At 64.6% G+C, this 20,872-nt stretch carries 22 protein-coding genes; 1 reads left to right on the plus strand and 21 read right to left on the minus strand.

Annotation, left to right across the window (positions count from 1 at the left end; genetic code table 11):
- The first annotated feature begins 92 nt into the window (after positions 1 to 92).
- Positions 93 to 623 carry a hypothetical protein gene (locus C5B97_RS05605; protein ID WP_146080738.1) on the plus strand — a complete coding sequence of 177 codons (531 nt, stop codon included), beginning with the start codon at positions 93 to 95 and terminating at the stop codon, positions 621 to 623.
- Positions 624 to 635: 12 nt separating this feature from the next.
- Here C5B97_RS05605 and C5B97_RS05610 read toward each other — a convergent pair whose 3' ends face one another.
- From C5B97_RS05610 to C5B97_RS17730, 21 genes are all read right to left on the minus strand, one after another.
- Positions 636 to 1,397 carry an IclR family transcriptional regulator gene (locus C5B97_RS05610; protein ID WP_219819764.1) on the minus strand — a complete coding sequence of 254 codons (762 nt, stop codon included), beginning with the start codon at positions 1,395 to 1,397 and terminating at the stop codon, positions 636 to 638.
- 39 nt (positions 1,398 to 1,436) lie between these two features.
- Positions 1,437 to 1,892, minus strand: coding sequence for a YbhB/YbcL family Raf kinase inhibitor-like protein (locus C5B97_RS05615; protein ID WP_104311147.1), 456 nt, complete (start codon positions 1,890 to 1,892; stop codon positions 1,437 to 1,439).
- 46 nt (positions 1,893 to 1,938) lie between these two features.
- Positions 1,939 to 2,790, minus strand: coding sequence for an alpha/beta fold hydrolase (locus tag C5B97_RS05620; protein WP_104311148.1), 852 nt, complete (start codon positions 2,788 to 2,790; stop codon positions 1,939 to 1,941).
- A 2-nt stretch (positions 2,791 to 2,792) separates the two neighbouring features.
- The gene (locus C5B97_RS05625) at positions 2,793 to 3,725 is read right to left on the minus strand and encodes a 3-hydroxyacyl-CoA dehydrogenase NAD-binding domain-containing protein (RefSeq protein WP_104311149.1); all 933 of its coding nucleotides are present in this window, start codon (positions 3,723 to 3,725) and stop codon (positions 2,793 to 2,795) included.
- Positions 3,722 to 4,483 (minus strand): class II aldolase/adducin family protein, encoded by a 762-nt coding sequence (locus tag C5B97_RS05630; RefSeq protein WP_104311150.1) that lies wholly within the window; start codon positions 4,481 to 4,483, stop codon positions 3,722 to 3,724. The genes C5B97_RS05625 and C5B97_RS05630 overlap by 4 nt, the downstream gene beginning before the upstream one ends.
- A 22-nt stretch (positions 4,484 to 4,505) precedes the next feature.
- Positions 4,506 to 5,096, minus strand: coding sequence for an amino acid synthesis family protein (locus C5B97_RS05635; RefSeq protein WP_104311151.1), 591 nt, complete (start codon positions 5,094 to 5,096; stop codon positions 4,506 to 4,508).
- Entirely contained in the window at positions 5,093 to 6,238 is a 1,146-nt protein-coding gene (locus C5B97_RS05640; RefSeq protein WP_219819765.1) for an NAD(P)/FAD-dependent oxidoreductase, read from the minus strand. The genes C5B97_RS05635 and C5B97_RS05640 overlap by 4 nt, the downstream gene beginning before the upstream one ends.
- 42 nt (positions 6,239 to 6,280) lie before the next feature.
- On the minus strand, positions 6,281 to 7,339 hold the full coding sequence (locus tag C5B97_RS05645) for an ABC transporter substrate-binding protein (RefSeq protein ID WP_104311152.1): 1,059 nt from the start codon (positions 7,337 to 7,339) through the stop codon (positions 6,281 to 6,283).
- A gap of 77 nt (positions 7,340 to 7,416) precedes the next feature.
- Positions 7,417 to 8,253 (minus strand): ABC transporter permease, encoded by an 837-nt coding sequence (locus tag C5B97_RS05650; protein WP_104311153.1) that lies wholly within the window; start codon positions 8,251 to 8,253, stop codon positions 7,417 to 7,419.
- 2 nt (positions 8,254 to 8,255) lie between these two features.
- Positions 8,256 to 9,041 carry an ABC transporter ATP-binding protein gene (locus C5B97_RS05655; RefSeq protein ID WP_219819766.1) on the minus strand — a complete coding sequence of 262 codons (786 nt, stop codon included), beginning with the start codon at positions 9,039 to 9,041 and terminating at the stop codon, positions 8,256 to 8,258.
- A gap of 240 nt (positions 9,042 to 9,281) precedes the next feature.
- Positions 9,282 to 10,037, minus strand: a complete 756-nt coding sequence (locus C5B97_RS05660; RefSeq protein ID WP_181026916.1) for a MerR family transcriptional regulator — start codon at positions 10,035 to 10,037, stop codon at positions 9,282 to 9,284.
- Positions 10,034 to 11,278: an MFS transporter gene (locus C5B97_RS05665; RefSeq protein ID WP_104311155.1), complete on the minus strand. Its 1,245-nt coding sequence runs from the start codon at positions 11,276 to 11,278 to the stop codon at positions 10,034 to 10,036. The genes C5B97_RS05660 and C5B97_RS05665 overlap by 4 nt, the downstream gene beginning before the upstream one ends.
- Positions 11,279 to 11,293: 15 nt before the next feature.
- Positions 11,294 to 12,004: a TetR/AcrR family transcriptional regulator gene (locus C5B97_RS05670; protein ID WP_258068007.1), complete on the minus strand. Its 711-nt coding sequence runs from the start codon at positions 12,002 to 12,004 to the stop codon at positions 11,294 to 11,296.
- Entirely contained in the window at positions 12,001 to 12,774 is a 774-nt protein-coding gene (locus C5B97_RS05675; RefSeq protein WP_104311156.1) for a tyrosine-protein phosphatase, read from the minus strand. The genes C5B97_RS05670 and C5B97_RS05675 overlap by 4 nt, the downstream gene beginning before the upstream one ends.
- Positions 12,771 to 13,613, minus strand: coding sequence for a phosphonate ABC transporter, permease protein PhnE (gene phnE, locus C5B97_RS05680; protein ID WP_104311157.1), 843 nt, complete (start codon positions 13,611 to 13,613; stop codon positions 12,771 to 12,773). Before phnE ends, C5B97_RS05675 begins: the two co-directional genes overlap by 4 nt.
- A complete protein-coding gene (gene phnC / locus C5B97_RS05685) occupies positions 13,594 to 14,376 on the minus strand; it encodes a phosphonate ABC transporter ATP-binding protein (RefSeq protein WP_104311158.1) in 783 nt (260 codons plus the stop codon). Before phnC ends, phnE begins: the two co-directional genes overlap by 20 nt.
- A 65-nt stretch (positions 14,377 to 14,441) precedes the next feature.
- Positions 14,442 to 15,335: a phosphate/phosphite/phosphonate ABC transporter substrate-binding protein gene (gene phnD / locus C5B97_RS05690; protein ID WP_104311159.1), complete on the minus strand. Its 894-nt coding sequence runs from the start codon at positions 15,333 to 15,335 to the stop codon at positions 14,442 to 14,444.
- Between the two features lie 322 nt (positions 15,336 to 15,657).
- A complete protein-coding gene (locus C5B97_RS18360; protein ID WP_181026918.1) occupies positions 15,658 to 16,791 on the minus strand; it encodes an N-6 DNA methylase in 1,134 nt (377 codons plus the stop codon).
- Complete coding sequence (locus tag C5B97_RS17720; protein WP_146080739.1) at positions 16,788 to 17,735, minus strand: hypothetical protein; 948 nt, start codon at positions 17,733 to 17,735, stop codon at positions 16,788 to 16,790. The genes C5B97_RS18360 and C5B97_RS17720 overlap by 4 nt, the downstream gene beginning before the upstream one ends.
- Positions 17,732 to 19,633: a hypothetical protein gene (locus C5B97_RS17725; RefSeq protein WP_146080740.1), complete on the minus strand. Its 1,902-nt coding sequence runs from the start codon at positions 19,631 to 19,633 to the stop codon at positions 17,732 to 17,734. The genes C5B97_RS17720 and C5B97_RS17725 overlap by 4 nt, the downstream gene beginning before the upstream one ends.
- A gap of 1 nt (position 19,634) precedes the next feature.
- Positions 19,635 to 20,384 (minus strand): hypothetical protein, encoded by a 750-nt coding sequence (locus tag C5B97_RS17730; protein WP_146080741.1) that lies wholly within the window; start codon positions 20,382 to 20,384, stop codon positions 19,635 to 19,637.
- Between the last annotated feature and the right edge of the window lie 488 nt (positions 20,385 to 20,872).

Here is a 20,872-nt window from a genome sequence, read left to right on the forward strand (position 1 = left end):
CCGCGACCTGCGTTCGGTCACGAGCAACCGGCCTCGCCGGCGACTCCCGCCGCGCATTGTGGCTCGGGCTGGCGTTCTCTAGGCTCGTCCCCATGAGGGCGACTCGCGTGCTTGCCGTGCTGGGGGCATCCGCCGTGTCGCTCGCCGGGTTCGCGGGGTGCATGAGCGAGGTGACGTACACGCGCAATGGCGTCGAGGTCACCCCGGATGCGGAGCTCGTCGAGTCTGGCTACGCCGACATCGACCCCTGCAGTGCGATCTCGGACGAGACGCTGAAGGCGGCCGGATTCGCGTCACCGTCAGCTGCCCAGACGCTGTCGCCGGACCCGGACTGCGAGTGGCGCGACGGCATGAAGTCGGCGCCGACGCTGCTGCTGTGGGTGGATGGGCCCACCGAAGCAGACGAGCTGTCGGAGCTCATCGAGGTGAGCGGCGTCGAGGTCGAGGTGTACTTCCAGGCGGGCGCCTCCGGCCGCTACGTGGCCAGGTTCGACGACCTCACGCTGACCCTCAACGCCGACCTCGAACTCGAGGAGGAGTTCGACGAGAACTCCGACGCGTTTGGCAAAGACATCCTCGCGCGCGGGCTGAACGACGCGATGGAGGCATACGGGAAGGTGTAGGGGCGGAATCTGTCAACTGGCGTGCTGAGAGAGCTTCGCGGCGGCGGCCAGCACGTGGGTGTGGATGGATTGCGCTTGGTCGGGGTCGATGCGGTAGCGGGGGCCGGCGACGGTGACGGCAGCGACGGCTCGCCCACCGGAACGGATGGGGGCGGCAACGGCCCAGATGCCCTCATCGACCTCAGAGGCAGATTGGGCCCAGCCGCGTTCGCGGATGAGGGCAAGCTCGTGCAGCAGGCGTCGCCGTTCCTGCTCGGCGAAGTCTGGTTCGTTGCGTGTGATGTACGCGTCACACCAGGCTTCGCCCATCTCAGCGAGCAGGACCTTGGCCGCGGCACCGCGGTGGAGTGGCAGTGTGTGCCCGACCGTGAAAGAGAGACGAACGGTGTGGTTCGACTCGATGAGGTCCGCGCAGACCGCAGAGTCGCGCAGCCGTCGCATGACGAGCGCCGACTCCCCGCTCAGCGCAGACAACTCGGAGAGCACCGGGCGGATCGCGAACGATTCCGCGAAGGCCGACTCGGCAGCCCGCCCCAGGGCGAGGAGCTTCGGCGTCAGCGCGTAGCGACTGTAGGACTTCTCCTCCACGAGGTCGAGCTCCTTGAGCAGCGACAGGTAGCGGTAGGCGCTCGGCATCGAGATGCCGGTTGCCTTCACGACCTCTTCGACGGTCAGCTTGGGCCGATCTTCCGAGAACATGAGGAGCACCTGCAGGACTCGCCGAGCGCTGTCGACCCCCGGGGTGATGGGGCGTGCATTGGGTTCAGCTGCCATGAGATGCTCCTCGTGCTCTGGGAAGGCCGGGCGTTGCGTTTAGCGGAAGAAGGAGCCGACGAGTCGGTTCTGTTCGATGATTGAGTCGGCGTACTCGGCGAGGAACTGCTCTCGAGTGGGTGTCCCGGTCACGGGGCGGTCGAGTGCGTACACGGTGAAGTAGTAGTGGTGCTGCCCGTGACCGGCGGGTGGCTGCGGCCCGGTGTACTCGGCGGTGCCGATACCGTTCGGCCCTGTGGTGACGCCCTCCGCAGCTGTGTCGAGTTCGCCGTCTGCTGCGGGGATTCCGTAGACGGTCCAATGCGTGAAGCCCTGCGCGAGCGGCGCATCTGGGTCATGGAGGATGAGGGCGAGTTCATGGGCGCCGGCGGGAACGCCTTGCACGATGAGCCGGGGGAGTCGGTTCCCGCCGTCGGCGGAAAGCTCCTCGGGGATGCTCGCGAGGGCGGCGAAGTCGGGGCTGCTGATGGTCAGGTCTGCGATGTTGAGTGGCACGGTGGTCTCCTCGGTTGTGTCGGTCGGGCGATGCTCGGGGTCGGGCTCAGGGGGTGGGGTCGATGGGCCGCGCCTGCAGCAGCCGCATGATCTCGCTCGCGATGAACGCGGGCTGCTCTTCCGGCACGTAGTGGTCAGCGTCGGCCGCCTCGAGCCAGCGTGCGTCTGGGCGGCGACGTCGGGCGGTCGCCCAGGCGTCCTCGGTCACGAGCTCGCTATCGGCGCCTCGGACGAGTGTGAAGGGCAGCTGCACGGCGTCGAACTCGTCCGCGTGCGGGGAGCGAAGCCCCGTCACCGTCTGCGCCAGCGCGTCGGCCGGGGCGAGCGGTGACCAGCGTCCGCCCCGCTCCTCGTAGCCCTGGGCGGCCCGCCGGGCGACCGCATCCGCTGGCAGCAGCGGGTAGCGCGCCGCGAGGTAGTCGCGGATCTCCTGCTGACTCGTGAAGGACTGATCGCCGGCGGCGACGCGGGTCTCAAGTGCGTCCAGCACCACGGCCTCGACGAAGGGCACGTAGTCGACGGCGATCACGCCGACGACGCGGTCGGGGTGCTCGGCCGCAAAGGTCCAGGCGTTCCTGGCTCCGAGCGAGTGGCCGACCAGGACCGCCCGCTCGAGGCCGAGCGCATCCATCAGCGAGAGGACATCAGAGCCGTAGCCTGCCGCGTCGTACCCAGAGCTCGGCTTGTGGCTGTGCCCGTGCCCGCGCTGGTCGACGGCGATCGCGCGAACCTCGGCGCCGAGGTGCTGCACGACGGGCGCCCAGACTGCATGGTTTGCGCTCGTGCCGTGCAGGAGGATGACCGCCGGCGGGGAGCCCGCGGTGCCGTCGGGGTGCGTGTCGCTGTAGGCGAGACCGGCCGCGTATCTCGAGTTCGGGGCTTCGGCTGTTGCTGGCATGGCTACACCGACTCGACCGACGAGAGGGCCTTGCGGGCCGCGACGAGTCCCTGAACGATCGCAGCACGCTTCGCTGCGACCTCGCCTTCGCCGTACTCGAAGAGCCCGCCGCCTGATTTCATCCCGAGCCTGCCCTCTGCGGTGAGCCGGCTGATGAGTTCGGAGGTGGACTGCGAGTTGTCGAGTTCGCTGTTGAGGTAGCCAGACACGTTCTCATACGTGTCGAGGCCGGCCATGTCGAGGAGGCGCATCGGTCCGACGACGGACAGCTTGTAGCCGATGCCCCACTTCACGCAGACGTCGAGGGCTTCCTGGGTGACGATGCCTTCGTCGACGAGCGCGAGGCATTCGCGCATGATCGCGTACAGGATGCGGTTCTCGACGAAGCCGGGTGTCTCGCGTTCGATGACGGCCTCGTAGCCGAAGGCGTAGACGATGGCGACGAGCTCATCCTGGATTTCGTCGCGTGTCTGCTCGCCCTTGATGACCTCGATCATGGGGATGAGGTGCGGCGGGTTCGACCAGTGCATGCCGATGAAGCGGCCGGGCTCGAGCATGCCCTCAGCCATTGTGGTGATCGGAATCCCGGAGGTGTTTGTGGCGATGATCGCGGTTGGCGCGACGGTCGCTTCGATCTCGGCGAGCACACGTTTCTTGAGCTCGAGCTTCTCGGGGACGGCCTCCACGATGAACTGGCTGTCGGCGAGTGCCGCGCCGAGGTCGCTGAGGAACTCGACAGACCCGCCTTCGACGCTGTCGGAGCCGAGCTGGTCGAGGACGGTGTTCGCCAGGTTCAGGCCGGCGGCCGCCCGCTCGAGGGCTTCGGTGCTGATGTCGTAGACGCGAACGCTGGCACCTGCGCGTGCGAGCACGGCGGCGATGCCGGGGCCCATGATGCCGGAGCCGACGACGGTGGCGATGCTGGGAATGCTCATGAGTGGGTGACCTTTCCTGACGTCGAGGCTTCGGCGTCTTCGAGCTTGCGGTTGAAGTACATCCAGAAGTTGAGCTGGGCCTTGCGGGGGTAGATGCGGCGGAACTTCTCGAGACTCTCCTCGGGGTCGGGGATGACGGCCGAGAGGGTGCTGGCGGCGAGGTCGAGCTGGAACTTGGCGGCTTTCTCGAGGAAGATGCCCGCGAGGGTCGCCTCGATGACGTCGTGGCCGACGAACGCGACTCCGTGGTTGGCGAGGAGGATCGCCTCCGAGTCACCGAGCTGCTTCGCGACCTCGACGCCCAGGGGCACCGTGGTGATGATGTGGCTGGTGTCCGAGAATCGCGGAACTCCATGCTCGGCGAACCAGACCCCGTGGTTGTTGTAGGGCTGGAGCGGGGAGTCGGCCGCGCCGAGCACCGTCGCGTAGTGGGCGTGCGAGTGACCGACGACGTTCACGTCGGGGCGGGCCTTGAAGATCTCGGCGTGCAGCGGCCACTCGAGGTGGCGGAGCCCGGTGCCTTCGAGCACGTTGCCGTCGAGGTCGACGAGGATGAAGTCGTCTGCTGCCACCTCGGAAAGCGCGAGGTTGCCGCGCTTGAGCCACATGCCCCGGCCGAACGGGTCGCGGTACGAGAGGTGGCCCATCGACATGTCGCCGTGCCCCTCGAGCTCGAGGATGCGGTGCGCGCGGGCGACGTCAGAGAGGACCGCGGCGATCGACTCGTCCTGGTGGTAAATGCCTGGTGTGTATCCCATTGGGGGTGCTCCTTTTCGGGGTTCAGCTGGTGGCGCGGGCCGCGATGGCTTCGCTCTTGGTGGTGCCGCCAACTCGGGCGTTGACGCGGCCACCGGATGCGACGGCCACCGCGATGACGAGCTCGTTCGGGCGCGGTGCATCCGGGATCGTGATGGTGATCGCGTCGTAGTGGCTGCGCACGTACACCTCGTCCTTGTACGCGAGGGGGATGTCGAGCGTTGTGCCTGGTGCCGCGCTCTTCGTGACGGAGCTGATCCAGGCGGCACCGCCCCCGATGGCCGCCCGGAGCGCGTCGCCGAAGACGGTGGTGACGCAGGCCACGACGTGCTCCTGCTCCCCGCCGAGGCCCGCGAGTCCTGCCTTGCCATAGCTCTCGACGGGGCGTCCGCCCAGGAGGGCTGCCGCTCTGAGCCCGAGCGCCGTGCCGAGCTCGCCGCTCGGAATCGTCAGGGCGCTCAGGTCGGCCGCGTACTCCTTCCCGGCGAACGGGTTCTCGATGACCACGGCGACCGCGGCCTTAACGAGGGTCTCGCCTTGGGGGCCGTGGTCGTGTTCGATCTCCTGAACTGCGGAGAACCACTCCCGAACTTGGTAGCTGGTAATCGTGCTCATGCGTGCTGTCCTGCCAGGTCGTGTCGGTGGGAATCGGTGATGTCGTACAGCGAGGTCTCGTTGTTCTCGCCGACAAACTGGTTGCCGAGCGCCATGGAGCGGGTGTCCGCGAAGCGCTGAGAACGGTCTTGGCATCGGTCGGTGAAGGGGCGCTCGAGGCGTTCCCAGGTCTCCAACGCGCCCGCCAGTTCGGCGGAGGATGCGACATCGGCAGCCTCCGCGAGCGTGTACGCGTTGACCATCGCGCACCCGGCGCCCTGGGCGAGTGCTGGACACATGGCGTGCGCCGCGTCACCGACGACGGCCACACGGTCACTCGTCCACCGGTCGAGGCGTGTCGTCTGGTAGCCGTAGTAGCGCCCCGGGGTGTTGGCGGCGTCCCGAAGCACCGGTGCGAGCTGCGGGAAGATGCTCGTCCATAGATCCAGGTCGATCGGGACGCGTGAGCCGTCGGCGTCGGCGGCCGGCGACATCAGCGCGATGTACAGCTCGTCGTCGTTCGCAGGAACGTAGAGGACGCGCAGGGTGCGCGGCTCCGAATTCCAGAAGTCGATGACGTTGTCCCATTCGGTGTCTGGCTCGAGCTCGAGGAGCTCCGCCTTGCGGCGTGGCACGAGGAACCTCGTGATGCCGTCGCGGGAGCGCTCGCGGGAGAAGGAGAAGCCCATGGAGTCGCGCACGGCGGACCCCACACCGTCTGCGCCGATGATGAGGTCGGCCTGCGCCTGCTCGCCGCCGTCGAAAGTGATCGTGCCGTCTCCGGTCGCGGCCGTGACCTTCGAGTTGGCGACGACCTCGACTCCGGCCTCGCGTGCGGCGGTCAGCAGGGTGCCGTAGAGGTGCGCTCGGGTCATCGTGCGCCACCGGAACCCCTCGATGGGCTCCGCGGAGACGCTCACGTTATTGGAGCGAGTCTCGTAGAACGGCGGGGTCATCGAGTTGGCGAACAGGTCGGGGAGCGCCCCCAGCGCTTCGATGACCTTCAGGCTGTTCTCCCAGAGCACGATGCCTGCACCTTCGGTGCGCAGCTCAGCATTCTTCTCGTGCACACGCACGCTCCAGCCGCGCTGGGCGAGTGCGGTGGCGGCGACGAGGCCCGCGAACCCTGCGCCGGAGATCTCGGCGCGTCGTTGGGTGGTCATAAGTTCTCCTGGTCGTTGCGTTCGGTCGTCGGCAGCACGGGTCTACTTACCCGACGCGGCGTTGACGAAGGTGCTGTCCTGCACGTCGCTGGTTGATGGTGAGGTGGTGATGACCTGCTGCTCCGCGAGCATGTCGATGAGGCTCTGCCACTTCTCGTCGGTCATGGTGCCGAGGCCGTTGGCGTCGGTGTCGGCGCTGGTGAACGAGGCGTCGATGTTGGCCTGAATCTGCTTCTCGTAGAGGTCGACGTTGCCGGCGAGCTGCGGCGAGGAATCGGCGAGGATCTGCGCGGCCTCAGCCGGGTTATCGATCACGTACTGGAGTCCGCGGGCGTAGGCGTTCATGAAGCGCTGCACGAGCTCCGGGTCGTTCTCGATCATCTCGTCGCTCGCGAAGACACCCGTGCCGTACGTGTCGTAGCCCCATTCGGAGCCGGGGAGGATGCTCAGCGACCCTTCGCCGCCTGCGGCCTCTTCGAGGATCGTGACTTCAGCATCCAGGTAACACGGCACCGTGTCGACCTGCTCGGTGATGAGGTAGTTCTCGTACGGCGGTTGCACCGTGAGCTCGGTGAGGGCGTCTGGGGCGATGCCGTTGCCGGCGAGCAGCGCCTTGTAGAACACGTACGTCGAACCGGAGGACTGGACGCCGACGGTGAGGCCTTCGAGATCGGCCGGGGTTTCGAGCGTGTGGCGGTCTGCGACCGTGCACATGGCGAGGGGCGAGACCTGGTTGACGGCGGCGAGGGCCTTCACGGGCACATCCTGCGACCTGGCGACTGCGAGGGTCGGCAGGTCCGCCATCCCGAAGTCACCCGATCCGGAACCGACGAGGCGGAGGGTTTCGCCTGAGCTCTTTCCCGTGAGGATGTCTTCCACTTCGATGCCCTCTTCGGCGAAGAAGCCGAGTTCGTCGGCGACGAAGAAGACCGAGTGGATGCCGCGTGGCTGAAAGTCGAGCTGGATCGTGACGGGATCGAGTTCGCCTTCCGCGCCGCCGGTTGCGGCGGGGGCATCCGTGGATGCGCAGGCGGTGAGAGCGGCGATGCTAGCCCCGAGGGTGAGGGCGACGCCGAGCTTCAGGGGGACGGATTTGGGCATGACAATCTCCAGGTTGGGTGAGGCGGAGCAGAGGGTGGAGGCGTGCGGAGGGGAACCAACGGTTGCCCGCGTGTGGGTCAGCGCTCGTCGATGGTGATGTGTGGGAAGCGCTTCGATGCGAGGTACTCGGCGAGGCCGACGAGGTAGTAGAACGCGAGGCCAAGCAGTGACACGACGATGAGAGCGGCGAACATGAGTGCCGTGTCGAGCTGCGTCGAGGCGAATTGGATGAGGTACCCGAGCCCGTTCTGCGAGCCCGCGAACTCGGCCACGACGGCACCGATGACGGCAAGCGTGATGGCGATGCGCATCCCGGTGAAGAGGTAGGGGAGCGAGTTCGGGACCTGCACCCGGGTCATGATCTGGTTGCGCGTTGAGCCGACGGAGCGCATGAGGAGGATGAGGTCGTCGTCGGTGCGCTTGAGGCCGAGCACCATGTTGATGGTGATGGGGAAGAAGGCCATGACGACGATGAGCACGAGCTTCGGGGTCATGCTGTAGCCGAACCAGAGGATGAAGATGGGGGCGAGTGCGACTTTCGGCACGACCTGGAAGAGCACGATCAGCGGGTAGACGGCGCGCTCGATCCAGGCGTAGCGGACGACGACGAGGGCGATGGCGATGCCCACGATGATGCTGATGAGGAAGCCCCAGAGCACTTCTTGGGTCGTGATCCAGGTTGCCTCGAGCAGCATCTCGGAGGACGTGAAGAGGGTGGTCGCGATGTCGGAGGGCTTCGCGATGATGAAGCTCGAGACGCCGAAGACGATGACCGCGATCTCCCAGAGGGCGATGACGGCGACGCTCAGCAGTAGGGGCGGCCAGAGCTTCGACCAGATGCGGCGTGCGGCGGCGGCTCGCAGCGCTTGCGGGGAGGGCTGGTCGAGGGGGAGGAGCAGGGCGGAGGTGGCCATGGTCACGCTGCCTTCTCTGTGCGGGGGTGGAGTTCGTCGCGGAGGCGCGCGGCGTGCGCGGCGTGTTCGAGACCGCCGACGACGCGCTCGTCGCGGGGCCTGGCGAGCTCGATGTCGAGGCTGTCGATCACGCGGCCAGGGTTGGCTCCCATGACGTGGATCGTGTCGGAGAGGTAGAGGGCTTCGGAGATCGAGTGGGTGACGAAGATGATGGTCTTGCCGGTGGCTTCCCAGATGTTCGCGAGGTGCTCGTTCATGGTGTCGCGGGTGATGGCGTCGAGGGCGCCGAAGGGTTCGTCCATGAGGAGGATGCTCGGTTCCATGGCCAGGGCGCGGGCGATGGAGACGCGCTGGGCCATGCCGCCGGACAGTTCGTGGGGGAGGCGGTTGGCTGCGTGGGTGAGGCCTACGGTTTCGAGCGCGAGGTCTGCCGCCGACGCGGCGCTCTTCTTGCTGTTCCTGGCGATTTCGTGGAGGAGCATCACGTTCTGGCGGGCCGTCTTCCATGGCAGGAGCGCGGGCCGCTGCAGGACGAGGCCGATCTGACGCTGGCGAACGGCCTCGCGGGCGGGGACGCCGCCGATGAGCACTTCGCCTGAGGTCGGCTCGAGGATTCCGCCGAGGATCTTGAGGAGTGTGCTCTTGCCGCAACCGGAGGGGCCGAGGAGCGTGACGAAGCTCCCAGGCGCCACATCGAGGGACAAGTTCTGGAGCACGTTGGCACGGGTTCCCGTGCGGCTCACGAACGTCATCTCGACGTCGGTGGCGGTGATTCCGGCTGAACCCATCGGCGCATCCTTTCTCAGAGGGTGGATGAATCTTCTTAGTGGTGAAGACTCGTCCTGTCTCGAGGCGGGGCCTAGCGAACGAAGGGGTTTTCTCAGCGAGTTAATCGTTCTGTAACCGTTGGTAACGCGAGCGGTCGCAATTGGGCGCCGCGCGTTTCAGGCAGATGTCCCGAAAAGCGGCGAGATTTCTCAGCACACGATAGGTCTCAGACAGATGCTGGAGCGGGTCGCGGGGTGGAATTAGGCCGTCTGCCCCGCATCCAGCCGCTCGCTGACTATGGTCAGTGCCCGCACCTGCGTCGGGTTGAGCATTGACTCGGAGTACTCGTCGAAGAGGCCAACCGCGTCGGTGAGGTCGAGCTCGGGCGCATCCGCTCGCAGCGATCCGACGACCTGCGCAAACGTCGCGACGAACCGCTCGATGAAGCTGTCGAACGCCCGCTCGTTCGTCTCCTCGCCCAGTTCGTGGAACTCTGCGGTGATCTCGATGATCTGCGGCACGAGTACCGGGTCGCTGAGCTGTTCGTAGAACCCCACCAAGTGAGGCATGCCCTCCTCCCCAACGAGGTGCGCGAGGAGAACGGTCTGGTCTCGGTCCATCTGCTCGAGCTCGGGAGAGAGGTGGCCCGCGAGGGTGCTCATGTAGGCGGCGAGCTCCGGTGGGAGGTCGGGCGCCGTGGGCAGATTTCGCAGCTTGGCGATGAGCGCGCGCTGGGCGGTGAGCCGCTCGATCTGCGCGGCGAGCTCGGCGTCGAGCCTGTCGAGCAGCTCGGGAGCTTCCGGGCTCGCCTCATCGAGGAAGCGCGGCATCTCGTCCAGGGCAACTCCGAGGGCAGCCAGGCGGCGGATGCGCAGCACCCGGATCAGATGGTGCACGTCGTATTGCCGGTACCCGTTCGAGGTGCGGGGTGGCTCATCCAGCACCCCGACCTGGTGGTAGTGCCGCAGCGCGCGCACGGTGACGCCGGCGCGGCGGGCGAGCTCGCTGCTGTTCATCGCACACCACCCGCGTTCACGCTGACTGCCTGGGGTTCCAGTGTACGAAGCGGGCGGGCCGCGAGGCCGTAGGCAAACGCGCATCCCCACGCCCCGAGCAGCACAAGCGCGGCGATGTTGACGCTCGCGTATTCGGTGAGCACGGCGGCGAGCATGATGCCGACCGACGGGGCCGCCGTGGTGAGCGCGTTCTGGGTGCCCATGATGCGGCCGCGCAGCTGCTCTGGGATGCGCTCGATCATGAGCACGCCCATGAGGCTGCCGAAGAGGCCGCTTGCGAGACCCATGATGAAGGCGCCCGCGAACACGACCCACACGGAGGTGAGGAGGCTGATGAGTCCGATGCCGATGGTCGTGCCGATCATGCCGACCACGAACCAGGCGCGACGCGGGCCGCGGGTGCCGGCGATCGCGTAGGTGCCGCCGCCGACGAGCATGCCAAGTGCGAGCGCGCTGAGCACGAACCCGAGGAGCCCCGGCTGTTCGACCTGCGTGAAGTAGACGGGCAGCACGAGTCCCTGGAGTCCGGCGAGCACGAACACCGACACGAGGCTGAGCGCCGTGGTGGCGACGAGGAAGGGGCTGCGGAACAGGGCCCGCCAGCCGTCGCGCAGCTGCGACCATCCGCTGCCGATCGGGGTGGATGCACGCGAACCGTCGTCGGCGACGATCTCGCCGACCGCCTTCGGGATGAGGAGCGTGATGAGGGCGGCGAGGAGAGAGGTGGCGGCCGTGATCCAGAGCACGGTGGAGCCGTCGAAGAGCACCATGAGGGTTCCGGCGGCGGCGGGGCCGATGAAGATGGCGACGGCGCTGAGACTCTCGCGCACGCCCATGAGGCGTTCGGCGCTGATGTCGCCGTGGCGCACGATGGCGGGGAGCAGGGCTTCGCGGGCGGTCATGCCTGGCACGTCGCCGAGGGACCCGATGATGCCGAAGAGCACGAACCAGCCGAGGTCGAGACCGGAGACGAGGTCGATGATCGGCAGCGCCGCGATCGAGGCGGCCGAGATGAGGTCGGTGACGACGGATGAGGTGCGCCGGTTGATGCGGTCGATGACGACCCCCATGAAGAGGCCGGCGAGCACGGCCGGGATGGCGGTGCCCGCCGCGACCGTGCCGGCGCCGAGAGCGCTGCCCGTCGTCGACAGCACGATGAGCGGGAGGGCGATGCCGGCGATCGAATTGCCGAGGAGGGACAGGACGTGCGAGGTGAGGTAGGTGACCGGGAGGAGGTTCATGCGATCAAGCAGAAACTATGACGTTGGGGCGGGGTCAAGTGGGGCTTCCTGCACCTCCATCCCGCGCCACGCCACCTCGAGTCCCGCCCGGCACCGGGCGCGCGCTGCCGGGTCGTCGAAGCGGTCGCCGCGAACGACGAGCTGGTAGTAGAAGATGCCGACGATGAGGTCGAAGCACGCCTCGACGTCGAGGTCAGCCCGCAGTGACCCCTCGGCAACCCCGGCGCGCAGCGCGTCTTCGATCGGTCGGCGCCGCACGGAGACGTGCGACTCCCAGTAGGCCTCCTGCAGGGCCCGGTCGCTCATGACGAGGCGGATGCGCTGCCGGAACCGCTGGTCCGGGTAGCTCGTCTCGTCGAGTTCGGCGGATGCCCCCATCAGGAACTCGAAGACGCGTGCCCGCAGGTCGCCGGGCTTGGCGAGGGGCGCGGGCACCGTGCGCCCGACGTCGAGGGCGTCCGCGATGAGGGTCGTCATCGACGGCCACCGTCGGTAGAGGGCCGCTCGGCTCACGCCGCTGCGCTCGACGACCCTCGACACCGTCACGGCCTCGTCGGCGTCGATGATCGCGAGCGTCGCCGCGAGGATCTGCCCGTCGAGTTCCTCGGTGCGGGGTCGACCGGGGCCGCGCCGCGTCTCGGCGTCCTCGCCGGCTGCCGGGTGCGCCTCGGCGCCCGCATCCAGTTCCGCGGATGCGGGCACCTCGGCCGTTGCGAGGGACGTCACGCGAGGGCCTTCGCCCGGAGCTGCGTGACGGTCGCGTCGGTGAGCCCTGCCGCGCGGAGCGGTGCGAGCGGGTCGCCGTGGCGCTCGCGGAGGCGCCCAAGGAGGATGCGCATCGACACATCCATGGGTTCGGCCCCGTCGAGGAGGGACCCGTTGAGCTTGGACACCTCCTCGAGATCCATGCCGAACTTCGCGAGCAGCACGCTCATCGTCGGCCCGATGCGGGTGAGGATGGCGCCCATGTTGGCGTCGGTCTTCGCGTAGTCGCGCACGATGTCGTCGTCCGCTGCGCCGAGCGCGAGGAGGAGCATCGCGGCGAGCACGCCCGTGCGATCACGCCCGGCCGCGCAGTGGAAGGCGGTGGCGCCGGGGGAGACGGCGATGATGCCGAGCGCCGTCGCGAGCTGCGGCGCGGCCGTCTCGACCATGAGCGCGTACATCTCGCCCATGCCGGCGTGCGCGCTCCCGTGCTCGTCGGCGGCGGGGATTCCTCCGCCGACGCTGCCCATAAGAGGCAGGTGGTGGTAGGCGACGGCATGCGCGGCGAGCGGACCTCGGCCCGTGAGCGCGACCTCGTCGGCGGTGCGCAGGTCGATGACGGAGGCGAGCCCGCCTGCGGTCAGCTCGCGCGCATCCGCTTCGGTGATGACGGACAGGTCGTCGGCGCGGATCGCGAGCCCGTCGCGGAGGGTGCCCCCGGCGATGGGGGTGCCGCCGAGGTCGCGCAGGTTGACGGGCGCGGAGAGGGTGATGTCGAGTGTGGTGGTCATGTGAGTCGCTTTCGGATGAGGGCGCTGCCCTGGTCGATCAGCGTGACGAGCACGATGATGCAGATGATGATGGCGCTGAGGTGTCCGTAGTCGTACATCTTCATCGCCGTGGTGAGCTCCAGGCCGATGCCGCCGGCCCCGACGAGGCCGAGGATCGTGGCGCCGCGCACGTTGCCCTCGAAGAGCAGCAGCGTGTAGGAGACGAGCAGCGGGGCAGCCTGCGGGAGCACCCCGTACTGGATGAGCTGCCGGCGTGATGCGCCGACGGCTTGCATGGCCGACATGGGGCCGCGGTCGACGGACTCCATAGCCTCGGCGTAGACCTTGCCGATGGAGCCGATCGAGCCGAGCGTCATGGCGAGGATCCCGGCGAACGGCCCGAGTCCGACCGCGGAGACGAACATGAGCGCGAAGACGAGGTCGGGCACCGAGCGGATGATGTTCATCACCCAGCGGGCCGGGTAGTACATCCACTTCGGGGCGATGTTCGACGATGCGGCGAACGCCATGAACAGCGACAGCACGGCCCCGAGGACGGTGCCGACGATGGCCATCTGCAGCGTCTCGATGAGGAGCGAGAAGATGGTGCCGAACTTCGAGAAGTCGGGCGGGAACAGGCGCGAGAGGAACTCGCCCATGTTGATGGCCCCGTCGCCGAGCTTCGCGACGTTGAACTCGGCGCCCGCGAACGACCACAGCAGCACGATGACGGCGACCGGGATGCCGAGCATGAAGCGCGCTCGCGGGATCGAGAAGGCGCGTTCGAGGCGGTCGCGCTCGGCGGTCGTGAGGGTGGGGGTTGTGGATGCGCGGGGCGGCTTAGGCGCGGTGGTCGTCATCGTGGGCCTCCTCGTCGTCGTAGAGCACGGAGAGCTTCTCAGCGTCGAGCGCACCGGTTGGCGCGGAGACGAGCATCTCGCCGTGGCGGAGGCCGATGATGCGGTCGGTGTGGCGCAGCGCGAGGGGCAGCACGTGGAGGCTGACGAGCACGGGGATGCCGTCTTGGGTGGCGATGTCGCGCAGCAGCTCGAGCACGGAGTCGGCGAGCTTCGGGTCGAGGGATGCGACGGGTTCGTCGGCGAGGATCACTCGCGGCTGCTGCATGAGGGCGCGGGCGATGGCGACGCGCTGCTGCTGGCCGCCGCTCAGCGAACGGGCGGGGTCTTTCGCCTTGTGGGCGATGCCGACGCGGTCGAGCAGCTCCATCGCGCGTTTGCGGTGCTCGCTGCTGAAGCCGCCGACGAGGTTGATGGGGCCCGCGCTGTGGAGGGTGCCGGTGAGCACGTTCGTGAGCACGCTGAGGCGGGGGATGAGGTTGAACTGCTGGAACACCTGCCCGACGCCTGCGCGCAGCTGCCGGAGCTCGCCCCGGCGGAGGTTGGTGACATCGTGGCCGGCGACGCGGGCCGTCCCGCCCGTGATGGGCACGAAGCCGGTGAGGCTGCGCATGAGCGTCGACTTACCGGAGCCGGACGCGCCGAGGAGGGCGACCATCTCGCCGGGGTGCAGGTCGAGGTCGACGCCGTGGAGCACGGTCGTCTCGTCGTAGGCGACCCGCAGGCCGCGCACGGTGACGAGGGGGAGGCGGGTGAGGGCATCCATGTCGCTGGTCGTTGTGGTTGCTGGTGCGGGCGCGGTGTTAGCGCTGGGTGCTGGGGCGAGGTTCGTCATTCGAGGTCCTCGAGCTGGACGCCCGCGACGCCGGCGATCTCGACGAAGCCGTCGAAGACGGAGGGCTCGGGGTCGACGGAGACGGGGAGGCCGATGAAGCCGGATCCGAGGGCGCCGAGGGCCTCGGCGTTCTCCTCGACGAACACGGCCTGGATCGCGTCCTGGATGACGGTGCGCTTCTCGTCGCTGAGCTCGGGGCTGCCGAGGACGCTGCCCATGACCGGAATGGGTGCGCTCTCGCCGACGCCGCGCCACTCGCCGTCGGCGAAGGGGAACATGGGTGCGCCAAGCTCGGTGAGCATGATGGAGGTGCAGGCGGCGTCGACCTGGCCCTGTTCGAGGGCCGCGAAGGAGCCCTCGTGTCCGCCGGCGAAGATCGCCTCGTAGTCGGTGCCCTGCTCGAGGCCGGCCTCGTGGAGCATGTGGACGGGCATGAAGTACCCGGAGCTGGAGGCCTGGTCGGCGAAGGCGACGGTCTTGCCTTCGAGGTCGGTGAGCTCCTGCACGGGGGAGTCATTCAAGACGACGCAGGTGGAGACGGGGTCTTCGCTGCCTTCCCAGGCGAGGAGCGCATCCACCTCGCCGGTGTTGACGGCGAGGGCGGAGGGGAAGCCGCTCATGATGCCCATGTCGACGTGGTCGGCGCGGATGGCTTCGACGACGCTGAGGTAGTCGGGAACGTCGGTGACCTCGACGGTGTAGCCGGTCTCGGCTTCGAGGAGCTCGACGAGGGCGTCGATGGGGTTGGCCTGGGTGGGGTCTTCGCCGAGGGGGATGGTGGCGATCGTGATCGTGGTGTCGTCGGCGGTGGCTTCGGCGGTCTGGCAGCCGGTGAGGGCGAGGGCGCTGACGCCCATGATGCCGAAGGCGAGGAGCGGTGAACGGCGCATGTTCGGGGTCCTTCCGAGGGATGCTCCCGGGATTTCGAGAACACCGGTATGCAAACTCGCGAAGGTGACCGGCAATTACGAGACCGGTGGACTGGAAATTGGCGCGGAGGTGAACAGTTGGGGCGGGGTTCGCGCGATGCTAGCCCTGAAGCTGAGGATCCGGGTGCGCTCGTTGTGTACAGGGATTGAGACGATCGAGCAGGCAGGTCATTCTGTCCGACGTTTCGTCTGCGCTGACGGATCTACGCGCATCGACAGTCCTGGCTGCTGTCACGGGCGATGGATCGATCGCCGTTGACGAAGTCTGCACTATCGATTGTCCCTATTGCGAGCCGTAAATCACTCTCGTCTCTGCCGCGCACAAACATGGGGTGGGAGCTACTCCCGAGCGTGAGATTCTTGGCTGCCATCCGAGCTTCTGGAGGCACTCGGTTAAAGCGCGAAGTGTTAGGTATTGGGCGCCCGTACCGCGTAGAGCGTCGAGGAATAAGCTCTCGTGCTCGACGATATCCTCGAAGAGGTCCGTTAAGTTTGGACGGTGTGTCGGTCGGATGGCGATCACGCAATCACTCAGGACAACCGGCCCGATCTCAAGGGTCCGTGGTGAGCGCCAGGAGCCCACGCGTGAAATCAGCACAAAAGGTGTCGTGTCACTCAGGACTAGATCACTGGACTGAGGGTGTTGGGCGGCTCCAATCGCGCTGGTGTGGATGAAAGGTACCGGGTCTTTAATCACCGATGTTCGCGCCTTATGTACCGGAACTCGACCTCGAACGATATCGACACAGCGACACGACCCGTTGTTCTTGCTCTGGAGGACCGCAGGCTCGTTTCGAATCGTCCGGCCAGACTTGAGGTGGATGATAGAAGTTGAGACCCGTGCCCCTGCGAACAGGCTCGTCCTGAGTTTCGCCAAAACACGCACCTCAAAAGACTTTTCGATCTCTGCCCATAGCTTCTCGTGTCGCTCCGCGCGCAGTGCGCCATCCGGTAGAATTGCATAGAAGCCGTGTCTGGGGTTGAGGTTCGATATAAGTTCGGTTAAGAAGTGTACGGCCGGAGCCACGTGCCCCGCGAAGTCCCCGAATTCTACCCAAGCTCCACCGCCTCCCCTGTGCGAGAACGGCGGGTTCATGACCACAACGTCGAGATCGGCGCGAGCGAGCCGCCAGGCTTTACTAGCCAGCCTAGATTCTGATTTCAGGCAGTCCGCCTGACTCAGGCACCAATCGGGTCGTTCGCGCCGCAGGTTTCGCACAGTTTTTCCGTTGACGTCAATGCCGAGCAAGGTGACGGATTCTTCGTACCTGGAATGCACTGCACGTAACAGGGCTCCATCGCCCACTGTTGGGTCCATTACAGCTCCAGTGACGCCTGCAGGTAAGTGGCTAACTAATTCGCGAGCAACTGCTTCAGGAGTGTAATACGCATCGAGAATGCGTGGGTCAACCTTCACGTGTTGCGTCGATTCAGAATGAACTCGCTCACTTGATATACGTACAGAGCGCGGTGTCCAGTGGACCGCCCCGGGCTTCGACGCGGGTGATCGTAGATCAGCTCCGTATTACCAGGGTGGCAAATGGCGTAAATTACAGCGCCAAGGGCGTGTGGTTTCGTGCCAATGGGGGCTATTCGCAGGTATGCATCATCGATGCGCTTATGAATTGCATGGAGAGCATCGAACGCGGAGAATGGGCACGAGGCAGTCGCGAACTCCATGCGATCTTCCATGCGATCCATCTCAAGGGTTGCGCGGTTGGCGACAAGAGCCAGTGCTGGGTACTCGATGCGGAACCCCGGGGCACCAAGAATGGGATACGTGCCCGTAGACTCGACCTCTTCTTGATCGAAAATATGGCTGAGTCGCGCACCCTCAAAGCCCAAGAGCGGCGCGAAATTCCCGCTCTCTTCCGGCCTACGGCTTAACTTAGCAAACCCGGGCAGGGGTTCAATGCCGTGATGTGTACTCAAGTCGTATATAGATCCGAGAGAATGTTCAGCCCTTGTGTAGTCGTCCGGCTCTGCGTAAACAGCAACGAAGTGCTTATTTTGTGCAATCAGCGTCTTAACGAGCGGCGCCCAGACGCGATGCTCAAGGCTTGTTAAATCGATCGCGACACATTCGGTCAAGCTGGCCGTGAAGCCCGATATCCCTGCGTGGTCGTAGAGGGAGAAAACTTCGTGTGCGTCTAATTTCTCAGAAAATGGAGTGCAGAAAGAATCTGTATCAACGCTTAGGCCGATTCTGAGGGTGCCTGCGGTCTCAGTCAGGGCGTCCGTGATTACATTTGCACGCTCTTCGTCGCTGCTGATTCCGTGGATGAACGTACCAAGGTTCAGGGATTCTATTTCACTAATTTCGATACGACGAGTGTGTATCGATGAACCAAGATCAATCATTCGGACTGCCCAAAGTCGAGGGACAGTTGGTTGCTGCGGTCCGCGTCTTCCGGTGTGTGGCTTCGTTCTCTCGCAGGTTCGCTGCTACTGCTGCCTGAAACTTTTTGCACCAGTTTATCGCTTGGTTCTCGGCTCGCGAAATGTAACAAGTATGCCGCCGGCAACATCAGTCGCCGCTTACTCCGTGGGCTGTAGGTGAAGTATGCAGAAAGAACTGGGTGTAACTGGTAATCGAGTTGTCTTGTGGCGCCCGAATTTCTGGCGTTCTTATCGCCGTCGAATGAAATCAGGACTCCTTGCCCCTCGGCTTCAGAAAGCAGCTTTCCAACACTCTCTGTGGATTCATCCTCGACGCCCGTGTACTTTACTCGGAACTGTGACACCTCAGGTGTTGCGAGGGGTTTTTCTCGCGCTATCTCACGAAAAACCGCCCCCAGGCTCTGCGTCAATCGCACCAGTTCGGCTCCACGTTTGGACCAGCCCTGGAGGTCTTTAATCGTGGATTCCCCTATCCGTTGAGCGGCACGAGTTTGCATTTCTGGCGCAACGGATTCGGATAAGCTGCGGCCGGATTCAATGTGGAGCCTCAGGCACTCATGAACAAGGCGGACTAGGTATCGGATATTCCCGCTGGCCATTAAACAGTAGGTACTCCAGCCTGTGTAGTACTTTCTTATTCCTACACGTTTTTCTTTAATTGCATAGAGTGTTGCAGTGCCGTAGTTATTCACGCGGTTCCGCCACTTTGTGCTGTCTTCCATGGCAAACTTCAGCACGTCGAGCGGAGTCTCTCGGTGGTGATCCGACCAGCGGACGACGAGGGCTTGTTCAAGAGGCGTTAATCTTGCGGCCTTTTCGATTTGCTCAGCATTGGCGCCTTCGAGTTCGAGGCGTGAACTTAGTTCTTCGAGTAGAATATCGGCCCCGAGGAGCAGTGCTTCTTCGTTCTTCTCGAGTGACGGCAGGAGCTCGGCCGGGGGCAGATGAGCCCCTGTTAAGCCTAGAAGACCCACGATGACTTTCTCCGCAAAAATCTCAAAAGCTACGCCTTCGAGGTCGGCCGCAATCTCCACTGTAGTGAAGTCTGAAGGGTCCTGGATCGGCTGCCCCTCGAGTTGCGTTTCCCGGTCTATAGATACCGTGTTCCGGACACCGATTTTGAAGGTGTACGTCGCAACGCCAACCTGTTTTATTAACGTATTAAGAATTCGCTGCTGCATGGCCGACAGGTTTTCATATTCGTCCAAGCAAAACATGAAGGGACGCTCACGTGAATTGCCAAGGTTGCCGAGGGCCTGGAATAGATAGTTTAATGGTAGTCCGGCCACGGACCAGCGGTGGTCCGTGAGGTGACGGATGCCGCCGTTAATCAAGGATTCGATCTCAACCAGCGCGAAGTCCAAGCTTTTGGATACATCTGAGAGGCCGCTCCGGTGTGGCAAGTTCATCGAGCGCTGGAATAGATCAAAGTGATGCTGAGAAACTGGTACTTCGCGCCCGTGAGTCATCAGATGCTCCGCGAATCTAACCACTTCTGAGCTAAGTTTCAGATTCAGATAGTGCTCAAAGACGCTCGTCCAAGTGCTATCCGAAACTCCTTTGCCGGAAAAGACAGAAACTAGGCTCGGTTCAAACTTCCAGTATACGCCTACTACATCCCAGTCTTCGGGCTCTCGGCTGTCGTGGATACGACGTTGGCCCGCATGTGACATGGAACGGAGCGTAGTTGTCTTGCCTGTTCCACGCCCGCCAACGAGAAACGACGGCGTAATTCCCAATAGTCGCTTGAAGTAGTTTGGCTGCGTGAAACGGTTATAGAGAGAGTCATCGCCTTCATATTCAGCGCGAACCTGCCCGAAAATGGTGTTGATTCGGTCGGTTGTGACGAGCTCGTCCATGCTACATCCCCTCGGGGCTGATCAATGGGGTCCAAGTCGCGGTCGGTGTGCCCCACCGCATGATTGGGACAGTGTTGTCGGGGCAGCCGTGCTCGAACGAGAGGTTGAGGGCGACTTCGCCATGACCAAAGGGGCCGTGAGTGTCAAGTTCGGTCAGGGCAGCGTATTTCGCTAGAAAGTTGGAAAGATACGGTCGGTGCCTGCTCGGCACTAGCCTTGTATTCGGGCTCAAGGCTGAGTAGGTGTCATCGAGTTCGTATGTGGGCAACACTTTCACCTTGCACTTGTTCTCGATATTCCTGAGGCCATTTGACGTTGCGACCACGGGCAGGTAAAAGACGTCTTTCAGCATGCCTTTGTCTTTCATGTTCGCCGCAGACAAGCGCCCGTGTTGATTGTCTTGGTGTCGTTCCCAGGAGTTGATGAATTGTTCGCCCGAGCCTGCTAAGTCGTCGAAGTAAATCAAATTTCTGGCCCGATCTCCACAATGACGATGAAGTCCGGAATTGCTTACGGTGTTCTCCTCGGGCAATCCGATGGTCTTCGCAAGTCTTGCAAAGATTGTTCCAGATCCAGTTATGTCTCCGTGGCGACCCTCAGGAATTGTGACAAGTGCTGTAGTGATGTACTCGTCCCAGTCGAGTAGGCTGTCTCTCTGCAAGAGAAATGCGCGCAACCGAGCGAGGTTTGATATAACTGAGCGGCGCACGTGCAGGCCGTCCAGGTGAACGTGCGACTCGAGTAGAGCCATGGCAATTTCTTGATCCCTGCCCGGCTCGAAGTTATCGATCCACTTGTCGAGACTCAGTCGACGTTGCGGAGGCCAGGCGCGTATGACCGAGAGGAAGGTCCTATCCTCTGCTAAGGGGTGACTCACTCGGCCCTGCTCTCGACGTGGTTAGGTTTCTGGGACGGAGCAATGAGCCCACGGCTCTGCCGCTCTGGTCACGAAGTTGTGCCAGCAACGGCGCTTCGTTTCTAGACACCCTAGGGCAGAAACTACCGGGTCGTGGGGCACAACCGCGCTCACCGTACAACTGTGATTCTCCGCATCAAATCGGCAGTCCGAGTGGGCCATGCAGGCCTTGCCACAATCGAGCGCTTTGAACTCTCGAGCCCACTACAGTTCTCAGGTACCGCGCGAGTCTCGCCACCCCCTTCTTCGGCTCGCCCGAGAAGACGGCATCCCTCTGCCGCAGACACGCGCCCGCAAGCTCGGCGTGCCCCGTAATCGTGTTC

Source organism: Pseudoclavibacter sp. RFBB5, assembly GCF_002931555.1.
Classification (GTDB): Bacteria; Actinomycetota; Actinomycetes; order Actinomycetales; family Microbacteriaceae; genus Pseudoclavibacter.